At 33.0% G+C, this 22,470-nt stretch carries 20 protein-coding genes; 17 read left to right on the top strand and 3 right to left on the bottom strand.

The window, feature by feature from the left end:
* Window positions 1-23 precede the first annotated feature (23 nt).
* From NU08_RS02025 to NU08_RS01980, 10 genes are all read left to right on the top strand, one after another.
* The gene (locus tag NU08_RS02025; RefSeq protein ID WP_129745622.1) at window positions 24-1,076 is read left to right on the top strand and encodes a serine hydrolase domain-containing protein; all 1,053 of its coding nucleotides are present in this window, start codon (window positions 24-26) and stop codon (window positions 1,074-1,076) included.
* Entirely contained in the window at window positions 1,063-1,485 is a 423-nt protein-coding gene (locus tag NU08_RS02020) for a DUF1801 domain-containing protein (protein ID WP_129745621.1), read from the top strand. Before NU08_RS02025 ends, NU08_RS02020 begins: the two co-directional genes overlap by 14 nt.
* Before the next feature lies 1 nt (window position 1,486).
* On the top strand, window positions 1,487-2,590 hold the full coding sequence (locus tag NU08_RS02015) for an MBL fold metallo-hydrolase (RefSeq protein ID WP_129745620.1): 1,104 nt from the start codon (window positions 1,487-1,489) through the stop codon (window positions 2,588-2,590).
* A gap of 148 nt (window positions 2,591-2,738) precedes the next feature.
* Window positions 2,739-3,863, top strand: coding sequence for a lactonase family protein (locus NU08_RS02010; protein ID WP_129745619.1), 1,125 nt, complete (start codon window positions 2,739-2,741; stop codon window positions 3,861-3,863).
* A gap of 105 nt (window positions 3,864-3,968) precedes the next feature.
* Window positions 3,969-4,496, top strand: coding sequence for a GNAT family N-acetyltransferase (locus NU08_RS02005; RefSeq protein ID WP_129745618.1), 528 nt, complete (start codon window positions 3,969-3,971; stop codon window positions 4,494-4,496).
* An 89-nt stretch (window positions 4,497-4,585) separates the two neighbouring features.
* Entirely contained in the window at window positions 4,586-5,167 is a 582-nt protein-coding gene (locus NU08_RS02000) for a TIGR00730 family Rossman fold protein (protein WP_129745617.1), read from the top strand.
* 124 nt (window positions 5,168-5,291) lie between these two features.
* Window positions 5,292-5,759, top strand: coding sequence for an SRPBCC family protein (locus NU08_RS01995; RefSeq protein ID WP_091133198.1), 468 nt, complete (start codon window positions 5,292-5,294; stop codon window positions 5,757-5,759).
* A gap of 264 nt (window positions 5,760-6,023) precedes the next feature.
* Window positions 6,024-6,392, top strand: coding sequence for an iron chaperone (locus tag NU08_RS01990; protein WP_129745616.1), 369 nt, complete (start codon window positions 6,024-6,026; stop codon window positions 6,390-6,392).
* 42 nt (window positions 6,393-6,434) lie between these two features.
* Window positions 6,435-7,334, top strand: coding sequence for a TlpA family protein disulfide reductase (locus NU08_RS01985; RefSeq protein WP_129745615.1), 900 nt, complete (start codon window positions 6,435-6,437; stop codon window positions 7,332-7,334).
* Window positions 7,335-7,343: 9 nt separating this feature from the next.
* Window positions 7,344-8,027, top strand: a complete 684-nt coding sequence (locus NU08_RS01980; RefSeq protein WP_129745614.1) for a 2'-5' RNA ligase family protein — start codon at window positions 7,344-7,346, stop codon at window positions 8,025-8,027.
* Window positions 8,028-8,134: 107 nt separating this feature from the next.
* Here NU08_RS01980 and NU08_RS01975 read toward each other — a convergent pair whose 3' ends face one another.
* The 3 genes from NU08_RS01975 to NU08_RS01965 are packed head-to-tail and all read right to left on the bottom strand — an operon-like array spanning window position 8,135 to window position 11,103.
* On the bottom strand, window positions 8,135-8,497 hold the full coding sequence (locus NU08_RS01975) for a glyoxalase (RefSeq protein ID WP_129745613.1): 363 nt from the start codon (window positions 8,495-8,497) through the stop codon (window positions 8,135-8,137).
* Window positions 8,498-8,508: 11 nt separating this feature from the next.
* Window positions 8,509-8,940, bottom strand: coding sequence for an SMI1/KNR4 family protein (locus NU08_RS01970; RefSeq protein ID WP_129745612.1), 432 nt, complete (start codon window positions 8,938-8,940; stop codon window positions 8,509-8,511).
* Window positions 8,941-8,955: 15 nt separating this feature from the next.
* A complete protein-coding gene (locus NU08_RS01965; protein ID WP_129745611.1) occupies window positions 8,956-11,103 on the bottom strand; it encodes a cation:proton antiporter in 2,148 nt (715 codons plus the stop codon).
* Window positions 11,104-11,399: 296 nt separating this feature from the next.
* On the opposite strand from NU08_RS01965, the gene NU08_RS01960 reads away from it, so the two are divergent.
* From NU08_RS01960 to NU08_RS01930, 7 genes are all read left to right on the top strand, one after another.
* Window positions 11,400-12,827, top strand: coding sequence for an L-serine ammonia-lyase (locus NU08_RS01960; RefSeq protein ID WP_091133206.1), 1,428 nt, complete (start codon window positions 11,400-11,402; stop codon window positions 12,825-12,827).
* A gap of 176 nt (window positions 12,828-13,003) precedes the next feature.
* A complete protein-coding gene (locus NU08_RS01955) occupies window positions 13,004-14,197 on the top strand; it encodes an SH3 domain-containing protein (protein ID WP_129745610.1) in 1,194 nt (397 codons plus the stop codon).
* 50 nt (window positions 14,198-14,247) lie between these two features.
* Entirely contained in the window at window positions 14,248-15,066 is an 819-nt protein-coding gene (panB, locus tag NU08_RS01950; RefSeq protein WP_066033997.1) for a 3-methyl-2-oxobutanoate hydroxymethyltransferase, read from the top strand.
* A gap of 187 nt (window positions 15,067-15,253) precedes the next feature.
* A complete protein-coding gene (locus NU08_RS01945) occupies window positions 15,254-15,943 on the top strand; it encodes an RluA family pseudouridine synthase (protein ID WP_129745609.1) in 690 nt (229 codons plus the stop codon).
* Window positions 15,944-16,018: 75 nt separating this feature from the next.
* Window positions 16,019-17,347, top strand: coding sequence for an aldehyde dehydrogenase (locus NU08_RS01940; RefSeq protein WP_129745608.1), 1,329 nt, complete (start codon window positions 16,019-16,021; stop codon window positions 17,345-17,347).
* Between the two features lie 121 nt (window positions 17,348-17,468).
* Window positions 17,469-18,266: a hypothetical protein gene (locus tag NU08_RS01935; protein WP_129745607.1), complete on the top strand. Its 798-nt coding sequence runs from the start codon at window positions 17,469-17,471 to the stop codon at window positions 18,264-18,266.
* A 90-nt stretch (window positions 18,267-18,356) separates the two neighbouring features.
* Window positions 18,357-22,415, top strand: a complete 4,059-nt coding sequence (locus tag NU08_RS01930) for a PAS domain S-box protein (protein WP_129745606.1) — start codon at window positions 18,357-18,359, stop codon at window positions 22,413-22,415.
* Window positions 22,416-22,470 lie beyond the last annotated feature (55 nt).

Genomic DNA, 22,470 nt, shown 5'->3' with positions numbered 1-22,470 from the left:
TAACAATTCACCATTAAAAACAAATGAACTTCATAACTAAGATCTCCTTACTATTAGTTTTAATCTTTACTTCATGCAATTCATCGGCTCAAAAAAAAGAGGATTATAAAAAAAGTATTGATAGTATACTTCAAAACTCTAATCCTAAATTTAATGGTGCAGTTTTAATTTCACAAAACGGAAAAACATTGTATTCCAAAGTTGAAGGTCTTTCAAACTTCGAGACAAAAAAGCCTTTACAAATGGACACTAAGTTTGAAATTATGTCAAACAGCAAATTAATTGCTGCGACCTTGCTTTTATTGGAAGTTGAAAAAGGAAAAATAGATTTGAATGCTCCAATTAAAAAGTATCTGCCAGAACTCACGCAAACTTGGGCAGATTCTGTTACGGTCCATCAGCTTTTAAACCATTCACACGGAATTGTCGATTTACAAAAACCATTGGTTTTTAAACCTGGAACGCAATATAAATATGGAAATTTAAGTTTCAATTTGGTTGCCAAAATTGTAGCATTCAGCTCTAAAAAAAGTTATAGAGAAGTTGCCGAATCGCTTTTTAAGAAATTAAAAATGAATCAGACTTTTTGTTATTCTCCAGATAAAACTCAAAATCTTGCTACTGGTTATTTTAATGCAAAAAATCAGCTGGAGCCTATTACAACCAGACAAATTACTGACGAAAGCCTTGGTGCAGATGGCATTATTTCTACCGTTTCAGATCTTGCGATTTGGAACAACAATCTTCATAAAGGAAAAATTCTGAAACCAGCATCTTATCAGCTATTGACTAAAAATACAATTCTTTCGCAGCACAATTTCTTTGGAAAAGAAAAAGAACCCTATGGTTACGGAATTAGAATTATTGAAGAAGAAAACATAAAATATCTGGGACACACTGGCTTAGGTGATGGTTTTTCTTCTGTAAATTTGTATTTTCCTGAAAGTGATATCAGTTTCGTTGCTATGGAAAACCAGATGCCAGAAGATGCTGATTTGTTTTACATAACCGAATTCAAAATCAAAAACTTTTTGCTCAAAAGCGATTTAATAAAGAAAAATAATGGCAAAAAATAAAACTACAGAAACTCAAAATAGCGTTACTGATTTTATTAACGCTGTTGAAAATGATGTCAAAAGAAATGACGCTTTTGAACTTATAAAAATAATGCACGAAATAACAGGTTTTGAGCCCAAAATGTGGGGACCTAGCATTATAGGTTTTGGAAGTTATCATTATAAATATGAAAGCGGACATGAAGGAGATGCGCCGCTTGCCGGTTTTTCGCCAAGAAAAACAGCTATGACGGTTTATTTCTATTTACCCGAAAAAGAAAGAGAACCTCTTTTATCTAAACTTGGAAAACACACTTCTTCTAAAGCTTGTATTTATATTAAGAAATTGGCTGATATTGACATCGAAACCTTAAAAGAAATAATTTTACTTTCATTACAATACACTAAGAAATTATATCCCTCAAAATAAAATGACTACATTCTTAATCATTATAGCATTAATTGCCATTATCATCTATAATTTTCTTCAGCATCCAAAATTTGGAAAAGCGCCTTCTGGCGAAAGATTGATTCAAATTCAAAATTCACCACAGTATAAAAACGGGAAATTCGAAAATCAGAGCTTTACACCAGATTTAGCTGAAGGAGCAAGTATGGCTGGAGTTTTGTTTGAATTTTTCTTTAAAAAGGTAGAAAGAAAAATTCCAACAGATTTGATTCCATCTATAAAAACCAATTTATTGGAACTTTCTTCAGATCAGGATATTTTAGTTTGGTTTGGTCATTCTTCCTATTTTATTCAGCTGGAAGGAAAACGTTTTTTAATTGATCCTGTTTTTAGCGGAAACGCCTCTCCTATTCCTGGTACAACAAAATCATTTAAAGGATCTGATATTTATACGGCCGACGATCTTCCAGAAATTGATTATTTATTGATTACGCACGATCATTATGACCATTTGGATTACGACACGATTTTAAAATTAAAACCTAAAACTAAAAAAATAATCACGGCTCTTGGCGTTGGTTCCCATTTAGAATTCTGGGGATTTGCTCCTGAAATTATCATTGAAAAAGATTGGTATTCTAAAATCGAATTAGATGAAAATCTGACGATTCATACCGCGCCATCAAGACATTTTTCGGGCAGAAGCTTTAAAAGATGCAATACGCTTTGGACTTCGTTTATTCTGGAAACCAAAGATTTTAATATGTACTTGGGTGGAGACAGTGGCTACGATTCTCATTTTGCAGAAATAGGAGAAAAATACGGCCCTTTTGATATTGCATTACTTGATAATGGCCAGTATAATGAAAAATGGAAATACATCCACAACATGCCAGAAGATGTAATAAAAGCCATGAAAGACCTAAAAGCCAAAAGAGTTTTTCCAGTGCATTCTTCTAAGTTTTCATTATCGCTTCATTCATGGGATGAGCCTTTAATAAAAGTAACTGAATTAAATAATCTATCTGAAAACCCGATTCCGTTAATTACCCCAATGATAGGCGAAGAAGTTGAATTAAAAAATGACAAACAGGAATTTAAACAATGGTGGAAAGGGGTTAATTAATTATGAATTGTTAATTGTTAATTGTTAATTGCTATGTCACCCTGAGCGGAGTCGAAGGGCGTCCAATTAGTACTAAGACTTCGACTTCGCTCAGCCTGACAATGTAGGCAAAACTTGAAACCTGAAACTTGAAACAAACTTAAAAACCGTGAAAAGCAAAACATTTTTTTTAGCACTTTTATTTCTCGTAACAACCAACATTTTTTCTCAAAATACCTATGTCTTTTTAGGCTCTTATAATCGTGATAAATCGGCAGAAGCAATTCAGGTTTACCAATTGGACACATTGAGTGGAAAACTAACCAGATTTACTTCGGTCAAAAACATTGTAAATCCGTCTTATTTAACCATTTCTCCAAACGGAAAATATATTTATGCCTGTACTGATACCAAAACTCCAAATGCAGGAAGCGTAAGCAGTTTTGAATTTAATCCGTCAGCAAAAACTTTAACTTTTTTAAACAGCCAAAGAAGCGGTGGTGAAAATCCCGTATATGTCAGCGTTCATAAAAACGGGAAATGGCTTGCTAACGCCAATTATACAGAAGGCAGCGTTTCGGTATATCCACTTCTGGAAAACGGTAAAATCGATTCGATTGCACAGAATTTTCAATATATGGATGGAAGCGTAAATAAAGATAGACAAACTAGATCTCACGTACACTCAGCTGTATTTTCTCCAAAGTGCGATTATTTGTTTTTGCCCGATTTAGGTGCCGATAAAATTCGCTGTTATGCTTTTGATGAAAATCAGAAAAAGCCTTTAGTGGAAACTAAAAATCCATTTACAAAAACCGATTTAGAAGCTGGACCAAGACATTTTACCTTTCATCCCAATCAAAAATGGGGATATTGCATTGAAGAAATGGCCGGACAGATAAGCGTTTATAATTATGAAAATGGCATTTTAAACAAAATTCAGCGCATTGCCACACATCCAGAAAAAATAAAAGAAGGTTTTGAAAGTTCTGACATCCACATTTCTCCTGACGGTAAATTTCTTTATGCAACAAATCGCGGCAAAGAAAACAATATTGCCATTTTCTCTATTGATGAAAAAGGGCTCTTGAAAAACATTGGTTATCAGTCAACTTTAGGAAAACATCCACGAATTTTTGCCATTGACGAAAGCGGGAAATTTTTAGTTGCATCAAATGTACAAACTGGGAATGTTGTGGTTTTTAAAAGAGATTTTAAAACTGGATTACTTAAAAAAGTAGGAAAACAGGTTAAAATGGAAAATGTCTCTTGTGTACATATTAAGTGTATTTGATATTTGTCTAAGAATTTTTTAGGCAAACACACTATTAAATAACAATACTATTCTTACTTTTGCAACATAAACAGAATTAATCATCCTAAAAAAGCAAACCATAAAATGCAAATATCAAACTTCAATTTACAGCCCGATTTCTTAGAAAACGAAATTACAAAGTTAATTCCGCTAGAAGAAAAACATTTTGAAGCATTATTTGAAGTCGCTTCCGACCCTTTGATTTGGGAACAAAATCCAGCTAAGGATCGATACACAAAAGAAGGTTTTAAAACTTTTTTTGATATTATAATTACAAAAAGTCCGTTCTTAATTCTCGATAAACAAACTGGCGAAATTATGGGAACAACGAGTTTTTACGATTACAATCCCGAAAAATCGAATGTGGGAATTGGTTACACTTTTATTACAAGAAAATATTGGGGCGGCCCATACAATAAATCAAACAAAAAATTAATGATCGATTATGCATTTCAGTATGTTGATTCGGTACTTTTTCACATCGGAGCAGAAAACTTTCGTTCTCAAAAAGCCGTTTTAAAACTTGGAGCAGAAAAAATCAATGAACTGACATTTATTATTAATGGTGCAGAAGTGCCTTATTTTGAATATGAGTTGAAGAAAAAAGAATAAATGAAAGAAGAAAGAGGCAAGAGAAAAGATATTGAATTTAATACATCGTCTTGCTTCTTTCATCTTTCCCTTCTTAAAAAAATAAAACAATGAAAAGAATAACAGTATTCTGTGCTTCAAGTTTTGGTACGGAAAAAATTTACGAAGAACAAGCGGGTCTAGTTGGAAAAACTTTAGCTGAGCAAAATATAGAATTAGTTTACGGCGGTGCAAATGTAGGTTTAATGGGCGCTGTTGCAGACGGAGCTTTAAATGCTGGAGGAAAAGTAATTGGCGTTCTTCCAAACTTTCTGAGATCAAAAGAAATTGCGCATTTAGGTTTAACCGAATTGATTTTGGTAGAAAGTATGCACGAAAGAAAAACTAAAATGAATGAATTATGTGATGGCGTAATTGCGTTACCAGGAAGTTTTGGAACTTTAGAAGAACTTTTTGAAATGCTGACTTGGGAACAATTGGGTCTACATAAGAAACCTATTGCAATTCTTAACATAAACGGCTTTTACGATTCTTTAATCCAACTAACTAAAATTATGGTTGAAAAAGGTTTCTTAAAAAGTGAATACCAACAAATGTTAATCGTTGGTGAAACTATTGAAGATCTTCTGTATAAAATGAAAAACTATATCGCGCCAACTGTTGTAAAATGGATTAATAAAGAAGAGTTGTAAATTCTGAATTATAAATTCAAAATCATTCGTTATGAATTGAAAATGAAGAGTTAGAAGTAAAAAATTTAGAGTTATATTTACATTTCCTTCTAACTTTAACAAACAACTTCTAACCTCAAAAAAAATGAAAACAGAAAACAACAAATATGCAAAGGCCGAAATGCTGATTAGAAAACCTGTTTCAGAAGTTTTTCAGGCTTTTATTGATCCGCAGATCACAAGTAAATTTTGGTTTACAAAAGGATCAGGAAAATTAGAAGAAAACCAAAAAACCGAATGGACTTGGGAAATGTATGGTTTCTCTCTTTCTGTTACGACACTTGTCATTCAAGAAAATAAAAAAATTGTAATCGAATGGGGAAATCCTGACGAAATTACATTGGTCGAATGGGTTTTTAGTCCGTTAAACGAAAATGAAACTTTTGTTAGTATTACTAATTCTGGTTTTCATGGTGATACAGATAAAATAATCGATCAGGTTCGCAACTCAACTGAAGGCTTTACTTTGGTTTTAGCTGGAGCAAAAGCTTATTTAGAACATAATTTAAGATTGAATCTGGTTTTGGATCGTTTTCCGAAAGGACTTGCTTAATCTTATTGAACCGCAAAGTCTTTTTTTACCACAAAGCACGCAAAGATTTACGTAAAGAACGCTAAGTTTTTTTGAGAGTCATTTAAAATGAAAAAGTTCACAAAGCTTTGTCTTGACAAAGTTTTTATAGACTATGCTTTACGAACTTAAAATATAGATTTTGCTTAGTCTTCGCGGTAAAAATTTAACCGCAAAGAAAGTCAACTTGAAACGTGAAACCTGACACGAGGCTTTAGCCGAATTGGCGAAGCAAACAAAAAAACTATGGAAGTAAAGAAACCCGAAAATATAGACGAATACATTGGCGGATTTCCGAATGATGTTCAGGAAGTTCTAGAAAAAGTTCGTATGACGATTCAGAAAGCGGCGCCTGACGCTAAAGAGAAAATCAGTTATTCGATGCCTGCTTTTGAGCAGAACGGAATTGTAGTTTATTTTGCAGCTTTTAAAAATCATATCGGACTTTATGCTTTGCCAAGCGGACATGAAGCTTTTGCTACAGAACTTTCAAAATATAAATCAGGGAAAGGCTCTGTTCAATTTCCTTTGAAAGATCCAATGCCTTACGATTTAATTACCAAAATTGTTAAGTTTAGGGTAAAAGAAAATCTTGAAAAAGCAAAAGAGAAATAATTATTAGATTCTATTTTCTTATCATTTACAAAGCCTTATTTAATGAAAAAAATAAACATTCTTTTTTTACTATTTAGCTTTTTTATAAGCTATTTGGGTTTTGCTCAAGACGAAGCTGCAATTGAAAAAGAAATCTTAGAACTTCACAAGCCCACAAAAAAAGTTCGCGATTCAATCGTAACACTACAAAAAGGTCTTTATTCAAAATTTGAAATTGAAAAAGACTCTATTATTAAAAATCAATTAAGCCTTCGTTTAGATGAATTGGAAAATGCAAAGGATCAAAATGATATTGAAGAATTAAAACTTGATTTTGCTTTTGCTAAAAATCATCCTAATTCATACCGTGCTTTACAACTTATACGAATTCATGTTAGTCGTTTTATTGGAATGAATTTTTATGACACTTTCGTAGAAGTTTTTGAAAATTTTACGCCCGAAATAAGGAATTCTGAAAAAGGGCAAGAAATGTCCGAGAAACTAAAATATTTTAAACAAAGCAAAGTTGGAAGCCCTGCTCCCTACTTTAATCTGAAAGACATTGATAATAAAACCATTTCGCTTGCCGATTTTAAAAACAAACGATATGTTTTAATTGATTTCTGGGCGAGCTGGTGTGCTCCTTGCCGCGAAGAATTACCGTATATTAGAGAGTTATACAAAAAATATAATTCACTAGGTCTTGAAATTATAAGCATTACAAAAGATGAAAAATCAGATGCTTGGAAAAAGGCCATTATAAAAGATAAAATCGAATCTTGGAAACACATTTCAATTTTAGAAAATAACAGTTCTATAGATACCGATTATTTCGTTAGCGGAATCCCTCACAAGGTTCTTATTGATAAAAATGGTATTATTATCGGAAAATGGAAAGGTGGCGGAGAAAACAATAAACATGATTTACAAAAGCTTTTAAAATCTATTTTTGAAGCAGAATAACCTACATAAATGAATTTAACCGAACACTACAATCAGCTTTATAAAACATCTTCTGAAATCATTTCGGCAGGAAAGTACTCTATCGATTCTGAACTTAAAAACGAATCCGATTCTCGTTTTGGAATCACGTTGCTTATTCGTCCAAATGACGAAATTAAAGCCAATATAGAGACTTTTATCAACGAACTTAAAAAAGCTGAACCAGAGCAGTATTTTTATCCAGATTCAGATATCCATATTACTGTAATGTCTATTATTTCTTGTTCAGAAAACTTTAGTTTGAATCAGATTTCTCCCAACGAATATATTGAAATCATCTGCAGAAGTCTTGTTGAAGTGGATAAAATCAGAATCCATTACAAAGGCATAACCGCTTCTCCATCGGCAATTATGATTCAGGGGTTCCCAAGTGACGAAACGTTGAATAATCTTAGAAATAGACTTCGTGAAAATTTCAAAAATTCAGGATTACAGCAATCTATAGACAGCAGATATGAAATTTCAACAGCACATTCTACTATAATGCGTTTTCAAGAAAAACTTCAAAATCCGAAAAAGCTGATTGAAATTGCAGAAAATTTCCGCGATTATGATTTTGGAGAATTTGAAGTTAAAAATTTAGAATTGGTTTATAATGACTGGTATCAAAGAAAAAGCTCAACGCGTGTTTTGGGTGATTTTGGATTGAGATGATTTTTTTTGCTTGCCACTAATTTCACAAATTTACGCGAATTTATCTACTCTATAATTTTGAATACTAATTGGTGGAAATTCGTGCAATTCGTGGCAAAAAATATTGCCTATTTGAACTTCCCAAAATGCCATAAAACTCCAGCTGGATCGTGCAGAAAACATTCGCTTCCCCAATCTAAATATTTTATCGGAGTTAATTTTGCTCCTTCGTATTTTTCAGGAAGATTTAGAACCAAAAGTTCTTGATAATAACGCTCAACATCATCAACTTCTACAAAAACCATAGTGTTTTCAATCCAGCTTTTATCGTAATAATCTTGAAGATAAAAAGCGATTTCTCCAGATTTAAAAACCGAAAAATTAGATTCTAAAACCGTTTCTTCAAATCCTAAGTCGCAGTAAAAGCTTCTTGAAATTTCGAAATTTTTAGCTCCAATAAAAGGTCTTATTGATTTTATTTTGTGATTCATAGCATTTGTTTTTAATCTTGAAACCATTCAATTCCCTTATCTAGTCGAACAAGAAAATCTGTAAATGATTTTCCAATTTCGACGTGATACTTAGAATTCAAATCAATAAAAGGAGAAAGAATAATTTTTACAGAATTATCATCGTCAAATTCAATTCCAATAAACTCACCACTTCCATTTGTGCCAATAGCGATTGTTTGGGGCAGTTTTTCAAAAATATGATATTCTAAATTTGCATCGATAATTTCTTCTAGACTCCAAAGTTTTATAAACTCAACTCCAATAAACTGATCTATTCCTAAGTAGTTCTCAACATAATAAACATAGTCTTCTGGAAGATCAAATTTTAAATGCTCCTGAATATCTTCAATTGCTACCAAAGAATTTTCATTCCGTCTTGGAAAAACATACTTCCTAAAAATCTCTTCTAATTCTTCTGTCATAAAACCATAAATGAGTTATCCTTTCTTCAAAATACTTCCAATGCCACGTCCGATCTGTTCTATGGCTTCAATTCCTTTTGCTAAAGGCGATGATGTAAAATCTTCATAAGCATCCATTGAACTTTCTTTTCTATCGTCTTGCGGATAAACTAAAATCACATTGTTGTCGTTGAAATATTTTTCAAATTTCTGCGGCAGTTTATCAAAAATAGACTGATATGAAACAGAACCTTTTCTAGAAAGATTGAAAACGACTAAATCGGTTAGTTTTATTTCGTCTGAAATACTTTCAAAATCTTCCCAATCAGAAACATTCTTAAATCCTAATTTGGCATTTAATTTCAAATTATTAGCAATCTGCTGAATGGTTTCGTGAGTTTTATATTCAGCATAAAGCACAATCGGAATACTCAATTCCTGTGATAAACGGCATATTTTCTGAAGCAGTAAATGAAAACCGACGCCTCTTTCAGAAAATGGCGGACAAATAAAAACCAATCTTTTTTCTTCGATAAAATTCTTTTGAAATCTACAGATAAACAGACTCTTATCAACATTATTGATGATTGAATCTACATTTTCTCCAAAAATTTTATCGATAAATCCTGTTTTTCTCGGCCATCCGACAATTACAATATCTGACATAATTTCTTTTGAAGTTCTCGCAATTCCGCTCGCAGGATTGTGGTCAATTCTCGCAATGGTATTGATTTTAACTTCTGAAGCTGAACCTTGAATAACAAATTTATCGGCCGCTTTTCTGTACTTTAAAATATTTTTTTCTGCCTGATTATTATTAGGAACAATCGTTAATAAAGTAATCGGATTAGACGATTTTTTATCTTTTATCAAAAGAGCAAAATCCAATAAACTTGCTGCAGCAGAAGTCTTAGCCAGCGGAATCAGAATATGCTCGTCTAAAATTTGATCCCTTCCAGCATCTTCATGAGAAAACTCTTCTTCGCAGATTGCAATTTTCTTAGCGGCTTTTTCAGTTGCAAACGAAGCCACAATACAAGTAATCAGGATTAGAATAATGGTTCCGTTTAAGATATTTTCGTCTAAAATTTTAGCTTTATAACCCACCAAAATCACGGCTAAAGTTGCTGCCGCGTGCGCACTGCTCAACCCAAAAATAAGCTGTCTTTCAGTTCTGGTATATTTAAAGACAATTTGAGTAAAAAATGCAGCAATCCATTTTCCAAATATCGCCACAACACTCAAAGTTCCAGCTACGATTAAAGCTGTTGGTCCACTTAAGATAACGCTTACATCAACCAACATTCCAACCGAAATCAGAAAAAACGGAATGAATAATGAATTTCCAATAAACTCAATTCTATTCATTAATGCCGAAGAATGCGGAATTAAAGGATTTAATGCCAAACCAGCCACGAACGCTCCAATAATCGGCTCTACTCCTGCTACTTCGGCCAAAAAGGCTGCAAAGAAAACCACAGAAAGCACAAAGATGTAATGCGCATGTTTTTCACTCTCTAATTTTTTGAAAAACCATTTAGCAATTCTTGGAATAAGCAAAAACATTATGGCTGAAAAAATAGCCAGCGAAATAGTCAATTTGATCCAGAAAGCCTGATTTAAGCTTCCTTGAGCACTTCCCATAATTACGGCCAAAATAATCAAAACAGCTGTATCAGTCAAAATTGTTCCTCCCACAGTAATGGCAACTGCTTGATTTTTGGCAATTCCCAATTTACTCACAATCGGATACGCAACCAAAGTATGTGTCGCAAACATGCTCGCAGTTAAAAAACTGGCATTAAAATCGTATTGAAGCAAATAAAAACAAACTGGAAAACCAATTGAAAGCGGCAGAATGAAGGTAAAAAAACCAAAGAGCAAACTCTTATTTCGATTGGCTTTAAACTCATTCATATCCAATTCTAATCCTGCGATAAACATAATGTAAAGAAGTCCAATCGTCGAAAATAGATCGACTGCAGAGCTTTTTGCCAGAATATTTAAACCGTGCGGACCGATAATAACTCCAGAAATAATTAGTCCAATAATTCCCGGAATATTAATCTTTTTAAGCAAAATCGGCGAAAGCAGAATAATAAAAAGTATTAACGAAAAGATCAATACGGGGTTGCTTAAAGGTAATTCGAATTCTTGTAATAGATGTCTGAAAAATTCTATCATATGGTAACTTTATCTTCTTGTGGCATTATAATTTGTAAAAAGACATTTTCAGAATTCAAACAAAATCCATGAAGTATTAATATTGAAGAATCGAGTATTTTTTAGCACTCGTTCTTTTACAAAAATACCTAAAAATAGTGAACTTTTTACTTAAAGCGCATATTAAGGTTTTAAATTTATTTCGTTGCCGAATTATTAAATTTTAATATTTTTTTTAACAAATACGCAAGATTAACAATCAAAAATTAATCATCATTGCATTATTCGATTATCTTTGTCTTAACAAAAATTGAACAATGGAAGAATGTATCTCTGTTTTTGATATGCTTAAAATTGGCGTTGGCCCTTCAAGCTCACATACTTTAGGTCCTTGGCGCGCTGCCGAACGTTTTCTTGAAGAGCTCAAAGACGAAGCAATTTTAGACGACATTACAAGAGTAAAAGTCGACTTATATGGCTCTCTTTCTTTAACTGGAAAAGGCCACGCAACAGATCTTGCTGTAATGCTCGGATTGAGCGGACAAGATCCTGAATATATTCCTGTTGAAGATATTGCGGGAATTATTAAAAAAATCGAAACTACAAACGAAATCAATTTGGGCAACCAAAAAGTGATTCCGTTCTTTTTTCTTCAAGACATTGTTTTCAACAAAGATTTTCTTCCGTTTCATGCCAATGGTTTGAAATTTACAGCTTACAAATCTGATGATTCTGAATATGAATCTACTTTTTATTCTATCGGAGGCGGATTCGTTGTAAAAGAAGAACGTACCAATGCTAAAGAAAAAAAAGCTATAAAATGTGCGTTTCCTTACCCGATTCAAAACGCAGCTGAATTGTTGAATTATACGATTACTGAAAATAAATCAATTTCTGAAATTGTATATCAAAATGAAATTTCGATGCGTCCAGAAGCAGAAGTGCATTCTGAATTAATGCGTATCTGGAATACAATGCTGGAATGCATGTACATTGGCTGCCACTCAGAAGGTATTCTTCCTGGCGGACTTCATGTGCGCAGGAGAGCTTTTGACATGCACCAAAACCTAATCGGATTGTCTAATTATACCGACCCGCAAAGCTGGTTGGAAGAAATTAGAAAAACTGAGGTTAAATTTCGCCAGATTTTAAAATGGGTTAGCTGTTTTGCACTTGCCGTGAATGAAGTAAACGCTTCTCTTGGACGTGTTGTTACAGCGCCTACCAACGGAAGTTCTGGAGTAATTCCGGCCGTTTTAATGTATTATATGGTGATCGAAAACCATAGTGCTGGCGAAAAAGAAATCAAACAATTTTTGATGGTTGCTGGCGAAATCGGAAGTATCTTCAAAAAAGGATCTACTATTTCTGCTGCAATGGGCGGATGCCAGGCTGAAATTGGCGTTTCTTCTGCAATGGCAGCGGGAGCTTTATGCGAATTGATGGGCGGAACTCCTGCTCAGGTTCTTATGGCAGCCGAAATCGCAATGGAACATCATTTAGGTTTAACCTGCGATCCTATTGGCGGTTTGGTTCAGATTCCTTGCATCGAAAGAAATACAATGGGTGCAATTAAAGCGATAAATGCTGCTGAATTGGCCTTGGAAACGGATTCAAAAAATGCTAAAGTTCCATTAGACAAAGTGATTAACACGATGTGGGAAACAGCAAAAGATATGAATTCAAAATACAAAGAAACTTCTGAAGGAGGTCTTGCAGTTGCCGTAAATATGGCTGATTGCTAAAATATTTGTTTGCCACAGATTAAAGGATTCGCACAGATTTATTATTTCACGCAGATTTAAAAAGATTTAAGCAGATATTCGCAGATTTTTTATTTCAATCTGCTAGAATCTGCTAAATCTGCGTGAAAAAATCATTTTAATCCTTTTAATCTGTGGCAAAAAACAAAATCAACTTTATGAAAAAACTTTACTTCTTACTTTTTTTCTGTTCTATTTTACTTCATTCGCAAGAACGTTATTTTTTAAATTCTGATACAAGATTATTTATTTCTCCGAATGCATCTGCCGATTTTTTAGGGTATTTTAAATATGGAGCTGAAGTTCGCTTATTATCTGAAAATCAAAATGGCTGGTACAGAATACAAGCCGATAATTTGAACGAAGGTTATATGCAAGAAAAATATATAGCAAAAAGCCTGAATGCAAAAGATGTAAAAATTAAAGATCCTAAAAACCCTATTTTGGAAGGAGGTGATGCTTACTACGGTGGCAATCATCTTTTTGTTCTTGCCGCTGGACTGAAAGCAAGAGCTTTGCCCGATAAAAGTTCAAAAATCAGAGAAATTTTATTTACAGGAGATCCTGTTGCAGTAAATTATCTTCCGGTAAATCCTGATGAATGGGTAAATATCAGCGGAAGCTTTAACGAAGAATATTCTAAATATACACTGAGAAAATTTCTTGGCCCTAGACCAAACTTTGATGCTTTATTGAAAGATTTAGATAAACTGGACGTAAATGCTCTGAACGATCGTAAAACTCTTAGTGAAAGAATTGTCGAACTGGCTTGGAACAGCGACTACGATAAATTAATTCCGGCATATCAGCGATATTACGAAGTTGTAAAGCAAATCAACGACCCAAAATTATTAGCAGAAACGGAATTAAATATGGCTTTAGCCAAAGCCCTAGCGAATCATAAATTATCAGAACAGATTATCGCATTTACTCAAAAATCTCATTATTCTTTAAAAGGTTTTAAAACAAAATCGGTTACTATTTCTAAAACTGATTTGATTAAAACCATGGGAAATCCAACTAAAAAAGCTCAGATTTCAGACGAATGTGGCATTTACTTAAGTGACTTATTCTATTACTATCCAGATTTGGAAGTTTCTGTTGATGAAAAACAAAATCAAGGAGAAATCATTAAAGTTTTTATCAACGAAAACAACAAATTTATTATAAATCAAAACGCTATTTTAGATCATACGCTGTCTGAAAAAGCTTTCATTGAAAAATATGGAACTTATATTGAAGCTTCTCTAAAATCGCCACATATTTACAGTATCATAATGGAAGACAGTCAATTCCGATTAGAATTTAAAGACGGAAAACTACTTTCTGTCGAAATATTCTATTATTGCTGATTCCCATTTTACAATTATTCAATACTTTTACATTATCAAAAAACAATAAAATGTCAGTAGCAAAAAAAGATTATAAAAGAATCACAACAAAGTCATTAATTGAAATGAAAAGCAATGGAGAAAAAATCTCTATGCTGACTGCGTATGATTATACAATGGCGAAAATTGTTGATACCGCTGGTGTCGACGTAATTTTAGTTGGTGATTCGGCATCAAACGTAATGGCTGGTCACGAAACTACTCTGCCTATTACTTTAGATCAGATGATTTATCATGCTTCTTCTGTAGTTCGCGCTGTAGAAAGAGGTTTGGTTGTAGTTGACTTGCCTTTCGGAAGTTATCAGTCAGATTCAAAAGAAGCTTTACGTTCTTCTATCAGAATCATGAAAGAAAGTGGTGCGCATGCTGTGAAATTGGAAGGCGGAAAAGAAATTAAAGAGTCTATCAAAAAAATATTAAATGCCGGAATTCCAGTTATGGGACATTTGGGATTAACTCCTCAATCTATCTATAAATTCGGGACTTATACTGTTCGCGCTAAAGAAGAAGAAGAAGCTGAGAAATTAATTGAAGATGCTCAAATGCTTGAAAAAGTAGGATGTTTTGCTGTCGTTTTGGAAAAAATCCCAGCAGCTCTTGCTAAAAAAGTAGCAGACAGTATTTCTATTCCTGTTATCGGGATTGGTGCTGGAGGCGGTGTCGACGGTCAAGTTTTGGTAATTCATGATATGTTAGGAATGAATAATGAATTCAGTCCGCGTTTCTTGCGTCGTTACTTAAATCTTTACGAAGAAATGACAAAAGCAATCAGCCAATATGCTGCAGATGTTAAGTCTAGTGATTTTCCGAATGCTAGTGAACAATATTAATTTTTGAGGTTCTAAGTTGCTAAGATTCTAAGAAACTGAGTTTTTAGGTGCAAAGAAGCAAAGTGACAAAGGTTCAAGGGTTTTCAAAAAAATAAAACTAAATAGCCTCCAGTTTTAACTGGAGGTTTATTTTTAAAGTCCCATTAGGCTTTAGCCAAACTTTTTTCAATTTAAATTGTAGGTCAAAATGAAAATTATTTCTACCAAAGACAATTTGCAAATTTTACACGAAGACAATCACATCATTGTGGTTAATAAGCGTGTAGGCGATATTGTGCAAGGCGATAAAACGGGCGACAAACCTTTGTCTGATGTTGTGAGGGAATATATTAAAGAAAAATACAACAAACCTGGAGATGTTTTCTTGGGTGTAATTCACCGTTTGGACCGTCCTACAACCGGAATTGTGGTTTTTGCTCGAACTAGCAAAGCTTTGTCTCGAATGAATGAATTGTTTAGCAATCGAGAGACTAAAAAAACATATTGGGCGGTTGTCAAAAATAAACCAAAAGAAGCGAAAGCAAAATTGGTTCATTATTTAAAAAGAAACGAAAAAAATAACACTTCAAAAGCGCATTCAAAAGAAGTTCCTGATAGCAAATTAGCTAGTTTAGATTATACCATAATTAAAGAACTTCAAAATTATACGGCGCTGGAAATCAATTTGCATACAGGTCGTCATCATCAGATTCGTGCTCAGTTGAGTGCCATTGGTTCGCCCATAAAAGGAGATTTAAAATATGGCGCAGACCGAAGCAATCCTGATGGAGGAATTCATCTTCATGCTAGAAAACTAACTTTTGTACATCCTGTTTCTAAAGAAAATATTACCATTATCGCCCCTACTCCTGACGATCCTATTTGGAACGCTGTATGATTTTTATGATTTATTTGTTAAAATTTTAAATTTTATAAATTAACTTGCAGAGAGAAAATTCAAGTTAATCGGAAAATGGATTATAAAAGTAACATCGGATATCGAAAGGAAACTCTAAAAAAGTTATTGTATAATATTCAGAAAAGTGAAGATTTAATCGTAAAATCTTTATACGACGACTTTAAAAAACCAGAGTTCGAGGCTGTTTTGACCGAAACCAATTATGTCATTTCAGAACTGAAAGATGTTATCAAAAACATTAATAAATGGGCAAAACCTGAACGCGTTTTTCCATCACTTCTCAACTTCCCTTCTAGCGATTACATTTATAAAGAACCATATGGAGAGGTATTGATCATTGCTCCTTGGAATTATCCTTTTCAGCTTGCTTTATGCCCTCTTATTGCTGCAGTTGCTGCCGGAAACAGGGTGGTTTTAAAACCATCGGAACTTACACCACACACCTCAGCTATAATTGCTAAAATTATAGAAAAAACATTTCATGTGAATCATGTTGAAGTTTACGAAGGCGGTATTGAAGTTTCTAACAAACTGCTGGCACAACGCTGGGATTATATCTTTTTTACAGGAAGTGTTGCTGTCGGAAAAATTGTTGCGAAAGCTGCTGCGGAAAATTTAACTCCCGTGACTCTCGAATTGGGAGGAAAAAATCCTTGCATTGTTGATGAAACTGCCAATTTAAAACTAGCTGCAAAACGAATAGTCTGGGGAAAATTTATTAATGCTGGGCAGACTTGCATTGCGCCCGATTACATTCTGATTCAGAAAAACATGAAGGTCAATTTTATTTCTTATTTAATTGAAGAAATCATTAAAGCTTACGGAAAGAAAATTGATAAATCTCCTGACTTTGCTCGAATTATAAACACAAAAAACTGGTACAGATTAACCAGTATGATTCAGGATGAGCATGTTTTGTTTGGAGGAGAAAGTGACGCCAACAAACTCTATATTTCACCAACACTTCTTGAAGAACCGGATTTGGACAGCCCAGTTATGAAAGAAGAAATTTTTGGTCCTATTTTGCCTATTTTGGTTTACGAAAATGAAAGCGACATTCATAAGATCGTTAGCCGTTATGAGAAACCTCTTTCATTTTATATTTTTAGCGAAAATAATTCGTTTACAAAGAAATTAATTTCGAAATACTCCTTTGGAGGCGGATGCATCAACGATACTGTTGTTCATTTTTCTAATAACAGACTGCCTTTTGGCGGTGTTGGCCATAGCGGGATCGGCGCTTATCATGGTAAACGAAGCTTCGATACATTCTCTCATCATAAAGCAATTGTCAAAAAAGGAAATTGGCTCGATCTTCCTATGCGCTACGCGCCTTACAAAGATAAATTGGCTTCCATAAAACGTATTTTAGACTGGCTATAAATTCAGTTAAAAACATTTCGGAATGTTTTGTAGATTTTTATACGGAATTGATTAAAAATATTATATTTACGTCAAGATACCTTTCAAATATTACAAGTCTATAAAACAATTTTACATAAAAATGAAATCTACACTTAACCAAATTGAGGACATTAAGAAAAATGGCTATTCCCTTGATTTTGCTACAGTTTTTAATCACGCTTTCGAAAACTATAAAAAAATAGCACTGTACTCAGGGCTTATCATCTTAGTATTTTCGATTATTGCCGCTATGGCTTTTATGGGTATAATGATTGCTTATTTTGGAGCACAAGCCATATCAAGAGATTTCATCGAGAACCTAGAAAATCAACAATTCACTGCTATCGAACTTGTTATACAAACCGTTGCTGTCTCTGTAGTTGCAGGAATTACAGCTCCTTTTGGCGCAGGTTTTCTTAAAATGGCAGATTCAGCAGATAAAGATGTAGAATTTAATGTTTCAACTATTTTTACTTATTATAAAACCCCGTACTTTGGACAAATTTTTGTGGCTGCTTTTATTCCTGCCTTGCTAGGAACAGCTCTTGCTAATTTAGTGGAAAGTTCAGGAGTTTTATTTGTTGGAAACATAATTTCATTTACCGTTTCCTACTTCATGTACTTATCAATTCCATTAATTGTTTTTGGAAATCTTAGTGCAATTGACGCTATAAAATCTAGCATTATTATCGTTACTAAAAATCCGCTAAACATATTTGCCTTTTTTATCATAGGTTTTATTGGTTCAATGGTTGGTTTTATCGGCTGTTGTGTCGGAATCATTTTTACAGTTGTTTTTAACAGCTCTATGATTTATGCAACCTATTTTGCGATTTTTGGAACACAATCTGAAGAAGATGATTCAATTGATTCAATTGGAAAATACAATGTAGATTAAAATAGAAAATTCTTAATTGCAGAGAACCTAACCACTTCTTTTTAAGAATTTTCAAAACGCTATTTACTTAACCAACATACCCCAAATTCTATGGCCGCAAACTGTAGTTTTTTCAATTCGGTTATTTCAGGAATTTCCGCTACCGGAAGCGCCTTCGAATCAATTATGACTGGATGGTATGTATTCAATTCCGATATCATTTACTACAATAATCATAAACTTGCTGTTTTAGGATTATCGCTTTTTGCCTTTCTTTCGCTTCTCATTTATCAGTTTTTCAGAATCAAAGCAAAAATTGGATATTTCATCGAAAAGAAGAAAGAGCAAGATACGGTTAGTAAAGAGTACCAGCTTTATATTCTATTTTTTGGTATTGCAGTAATTCTTATCGAAATCATAAATGAAATATTCAAGATTAGGCCAAAAAGCCTATTGCTTGTAAATGTCCTAATTGGTGTTTTTGTTCTAGTTATTTACATGATAATAGACAAAATCAAATGGATGAGAGATAAAATCCAGCAGATTTTTATTTCTTGTTTTTTCATTTATATCAGTTATGTCGCTTACAATATTGTCACTTTAACAAATGATGTTGTACCAATCATTGTCTTCCTGATTTCTTTTTTCTTTTCTTACAACATCCTTAAACCCATAAAAATCTACTGGCTTTTTGTTGGTTTAACATTTAGCTTCTTAATTGCCACCTTAGCATTTCATCTTATTCCAATAAAATCTTCTATTTTACTGCTTAATTTCTGCATTTTGATTTTCATTATTAATCAAGTAAAATATGCTGTTTTATTAAACAATCGAGACAATTTTAGATTTGCAAATGAAATTGTACATAAGGGAAATTCCCTTACGATCGCATCCAATCAAAAAGGAGAAATTCTTTTTTGCAGCGAAACCATAACCCCTATTTTAGGATATCTGCCTGACGAGGTAATGGGATTAAAATTTTGGGAACTAACTGAAGATTCCGATTTTTTTAGAAAATTAAATCCTGCTGAAAATCCAGATAACAAGCTTTACATTAGAAAATTAAAAGCCGGAAATGGTGAATATAAATACATTCAATGGAAAGATAAAAAGTTCTCAGACAATTTAATCATCAGTATCGGGCAGGATGTTACAGAACAGGTTATCGTTCAGGATCAATACAAAAACTTAATTCAGACTGCAACCGACATCATTTTTGAAATTGATGCCGAAGGTTATTTTACTTTTATAAATGAATTTGGATTTGCTACTCTTGGCTATACCGAAAATGAAATCATTAAAAAACATTATTCCAATTTCATTCATGAACATTACATCACTAGTGCCGTAGATTTCTACGAAAATCTAGTGATTAATGAAAACAATTATCCAATTATCGAAATTCCAATTCTAAAGAAAAATGGCGATGAAATATGGATTTCGCAAAAAATTATCGTTCGCAAAAATGATTCAGGTTTAACAATTGGTTTTTCTGGAATTGCAAGAGATATTACCGAAAAAAAGAACATCGAAAACGAGAAAAAAAGACGTCTTAAAAAAATTGAAGCCTATAATACCTCAACCAAAAAATTATCTACGACAGACTTTAGCAAATATGACGATTTAAATACAGTTATTGATTTAATACTAAAAGAAGCGGCTTCTATAAGCGAAGTAAATAGAGTAAGTTTTTGGAAATACGACAATGATTTAATCACCTGCAAAAACCTTTATAGTCTTGACAATCAAAGCTTAAACGATAAAAACATTTTAAACAAAGAGTCGTATCCTATCTATTTTGAAACATTAAACAACAAAGCAATTATTAATGCTCCAGACGTATTCAATAAACTGGAAACATCTGAATTTCAAAAGATCTACTTTACAAAAAACAACATTAAGTCAATGCTAGATGTGCCTATTTTTTTAACAGGGCAATTAGAAGGTGTAGCTTGTTTTGAAAGCACCGAACAGAAACGAGAATGGGATAATGAAGACATTAATTATGCAAGAACGATTTCAGATGTCATTTCGCTTGCCATTTCATCTCAAATGCGTTTAGAGGCCGAAAGAAAGTTAGAACTTAAAAGCCAGCTTTTATCTGCGCTTTCTCTATGCACAGAAAAATTCCTGCTTAGCAAAACTACTCATCAAATGTTTGAGGAAACGTATAATATTATTGGAAAAGCGGCCAAAGTAGATCATATGTATTATTACGAAAAAGATGCAATTTACAATACTGTTAGCCAAAAATACAAGTGGTCACGCGAAGGTGTAACACATCAGATAACGCCTCTACGCCATATGACCGAAGAAAATTTAAAAGAGATTTATGATGTTGCGGCGCAGAGAAAAATTTTAAATACGTTAACCCGAAATCTTAATGAAGGCTTTTTCAAAAAACTTCTAATCGATAATGAAATTCAATCTATCTTAATTTTACCACTTTATATTAATGATATTTTTACCGGTTTTATTGGATTTGACGACTGTACTAGAGAAAGAAAATGGTCTGAAGACGAAATTAATATTTTTCAGGTGTTAGCAAATAATATTTCATCTGCATTAGAAAGAAACCGAAACGAGACTAAAATCATTGAAAGCGAAGAAAAATTCAAGCTGATTGCCAATAACATTCCAGGAACAGTTTATTTATCAAAATTTGATGCTTTTTCGACCAAAATATTCTTAAACGACGAAGTTTTAAACCTTACAGGATATTCAAAATCTGAATTTATAGAAAATAATTTATCTTTTCTATCGTTAATTCATCCTGAAGATAAAGAAGAAGTAATTAACAATCAGATCGATAATCTCCAAAACGGAATGCCATTGCATAATGTGTATCGCATTAAGCGCAAAAGCGGAGAATATATTTGGATAGAAGAATTTGGAGATGTAATTAAGCGAGATGATGAAATTGAATTTGTCGGCGGAATTTATTTTGACATTACAAGCAAAAAAGAAATCGAAGACGCCATAAAAGCCAAACAGCTGGCCGAAGCAGCAAACAAATCAAAATCTGACTTTTTAGCCAATATGTCGCACGAAATCAGAACTCCTCTAAATGGAATTATTGGTTTTACACATTTATTAATGAAAACAGATTTAGAGGAAATTCAAGAAAAATACATGACCACAATTAATCAATCGGCTCATTCTCTTCTTGAAATTATAAATGACATTTTAGATTTCTCAAAAATTGAGGCTGGAAAATTGGAGCTCTTTATTGATTTATACGATCTCAAAAAAATCTTAGGACAAGTTTTTGATTTAATTATTTACGAATCCAACAAAAAAAATCTCGAACTCGAGTTAAATATAGATCCTGAAGTCCCTAAATATATCTGGACAGATATTGTCCGCCTTAAACAGATTTTAATTAATCTGCTTTCTAATGCGGTCAAATTTACAATTGAAGGTTCTATAAAACTAAATGTTTCTGTTTTGGAAAAAAAACATAACAATAACTGTGTAATTCGCTTTGCTGTAATTGACACCGGAATTGGTATTTTAGAAAAAAATCAGCAGAAAATTTTCAAAGCCTTTTCGCAGGAAGACAGTTCTACTACAAGGAAATTTGGAGGAACTGGACTTGGATTAACCATATCCAATCAGCTTCTAGCTTTAATGGAAAGTCGTTTACAGCTTGAAAGCAAAATTGATGAAGGAAGTACTTTTTTCTTTGATTTAAATTTAAAAACAAGCAATCAAAGCATTAATGATAAATATAATGCTGAACTCAAAAGTTTAAACATTGATTTAGATGACCAGGAAATTGAAACAAATGGCAACAATATTACCTTTTTAATTGTTGAAGATAACAAGGTAAATATGCTCCTTCTAAAAACCATCATAAAAAACCTTTACAATAATGCTTATATCTATGAATGCGAAAATGGATACGAAGCTATTCAGCAATTTGAACAAATTAATCCAACCATAATTTTTATGGATATTCAGATGCCCATTATGAATGGTTATGAAACTGCCAAAGCTATCAGAAATACTAAAAAAGGACGAGATGTTCCAATAATTGCCGTTACCGCAGGTGCAGAAAAAGAAGAACGCAACAAATGTATTTCTGCCGGAATGGACGATTACATTTCTAAACCAATTATGAAAGGAAGTGTAGAAGAAGCTTTAATTAAATGGCTAGGTAATTTTTAGTTTTTAGCCGGAGTCGCAGTTTTCAGCCACACCTATTTGCGGAGAGTGAAACTGA

It is taken from the genome of Flavobacterium anhuiense, assembly GCF_004151235.1.
In the GTDB taxonomy this organism is placed as follows: domain Bacteria; phylum Bacteroidota; class Bacteroidia; order Flavobacteriales; family Flavobacteriaceae; genus Flavobacterium; species Flavobacterium anhuiense_A.
The sequence above is the reverse complement of the archived record's forward strand: the minus strand, read 5'-3'. Positions and strand labels throughout refer to the sequence as shown.

Excerpts from the sequence above, each read along its gene's own strand:
- NU08_RS02005 (WP_129745618.1), top strand. The coding sequence starts at position 3,969 with ATGCAAATATCAAACTTCAATTTACAGCCCGATTTCTTAGAAAACGAA.
- NU08_RS01970 (WP_129745612.1), bottom strand. The coding sequence starts at position 8,940 with ATGACAGAAGAATTAGAAGAGATTTTTAGGAAGTATGTTTTTCCAAGA.
- NU08_RS01965 (WP_129745611.1), bottom strand. The coding sequence starts at position 11,103 with ATGATAGAATTTTTCAGACATCTATTACAAGAATTCGAATTACCTTTA.
- NU08_RS02020 (WP_129745621.1), top strand. The coding sequence starts at position 1,063 with ATGGCAAAAAATAAAACTACAGAAACTCAAAATAGCGTTACTGATTTT.
- NU08_RS01960 (WP_091133206.1), top strand. The coding sequence starts at position 11,400 with ATGGAAGAATGTATCTCTGTTTTTGATATGCTTAAAATTGGCGTTGGC.
- NU08_RS01935 (WP_129745607.1), top strand. The coding sequence starts at position 17,469 with ATGAAATCTACACTTAACCAAATTGAGGACATTAAGAAAAATGGCTAT.
- NU08_RS01940 (WP_129745608.1), top strand. The coding sequence starts at position 16,019 with ATGGATTATAAAAGTAACATCGGATATCGAAAGGAAACTCTAAAAAAG.
- NU08_RS02015 (WP_129745620.1), top strand. The coding sequence starts at position 1,487 with ATGACTACATTCTTAATCATTATAGCATTAATTGCCATTATCATCTAT.
- NU08_RS02025 (WP_129745622.1), top strand. The coding sequence starts at position 24 with ATGAACTTCATAACTAAGATCTCCTTACTATTAGTTTTAATCTTTACT.
- NU08_RS01995 (WP_091133198.1), top strand. The coding sequence starts at position 5,292 with ATGAAAACAGAAAACAACAAATATGCAAAGGCCGAAATGCTGATTAGA.
- panB (WP_066033997.1), top strand. The coding sequence starts at position 14,248 with ATGTCAGTAGCAAAAAAAGATTATAAAAGAATCACAACAAAGTCATTA.
- NU08_RS01985 (WP_129745615.1), top strand. The coding sequence starts at position 6,435 with ATGAAAAAAATAAACATTCTTTTTTTACTATTTAGCTTTTTTATAAGC.
- NU08_RS01980 (WP_129745614.1), top strand. The coding sequence starts at position 7,344 with ATGAATTTAACCGAACACTACAATCAGCTTTATAAAACATCTTCTGAA.
- NU08_RS01990 (WP_129745616.1), top strand. The coding sequence starts at position 6,024 with ATGGAAGTAAAGAAACCCGAAAATATAGACGAATACATTGGCGGATTT.
- NU08_RS02000 (WP_129745617.1), top strand. The coding sequence starts at position 4,586 with ATGAAAAGAATAACAGTATTCTGTGCTTCAAGTTTTGGTACGGAAAAA.
- NU08_RS01945 (WP_129745609.1), top strand. The coding sequence starts at position 15,254 with ATGAAAATTATTTCTACCAAAGACAATTTGCAAATTTTACACGAAGAC.
- NU08_RS01930 (WP_129745606.1), top strand. The coding sequence starts at position 18,357 with ATGGCCGCAAACTGTAGTTTTTTCAATTCGGTTATTTCAGGAATTTCC.
- NU08_RS01975 (WP_129745613.1), bottom strand. The coding sequence starts at position 8,497 with ATGAATCACAAAATAAAATCAATAAGACCTTTTATTGGAGCTAAAAAT.
- NU08_RS01955 (WP_129745610.1), top strand. The coding sequence starts at position 13,004 with ATGAAAAAACTTTACTTCTTACTTTTTTTCTGTTCTATTTTACTTCAT.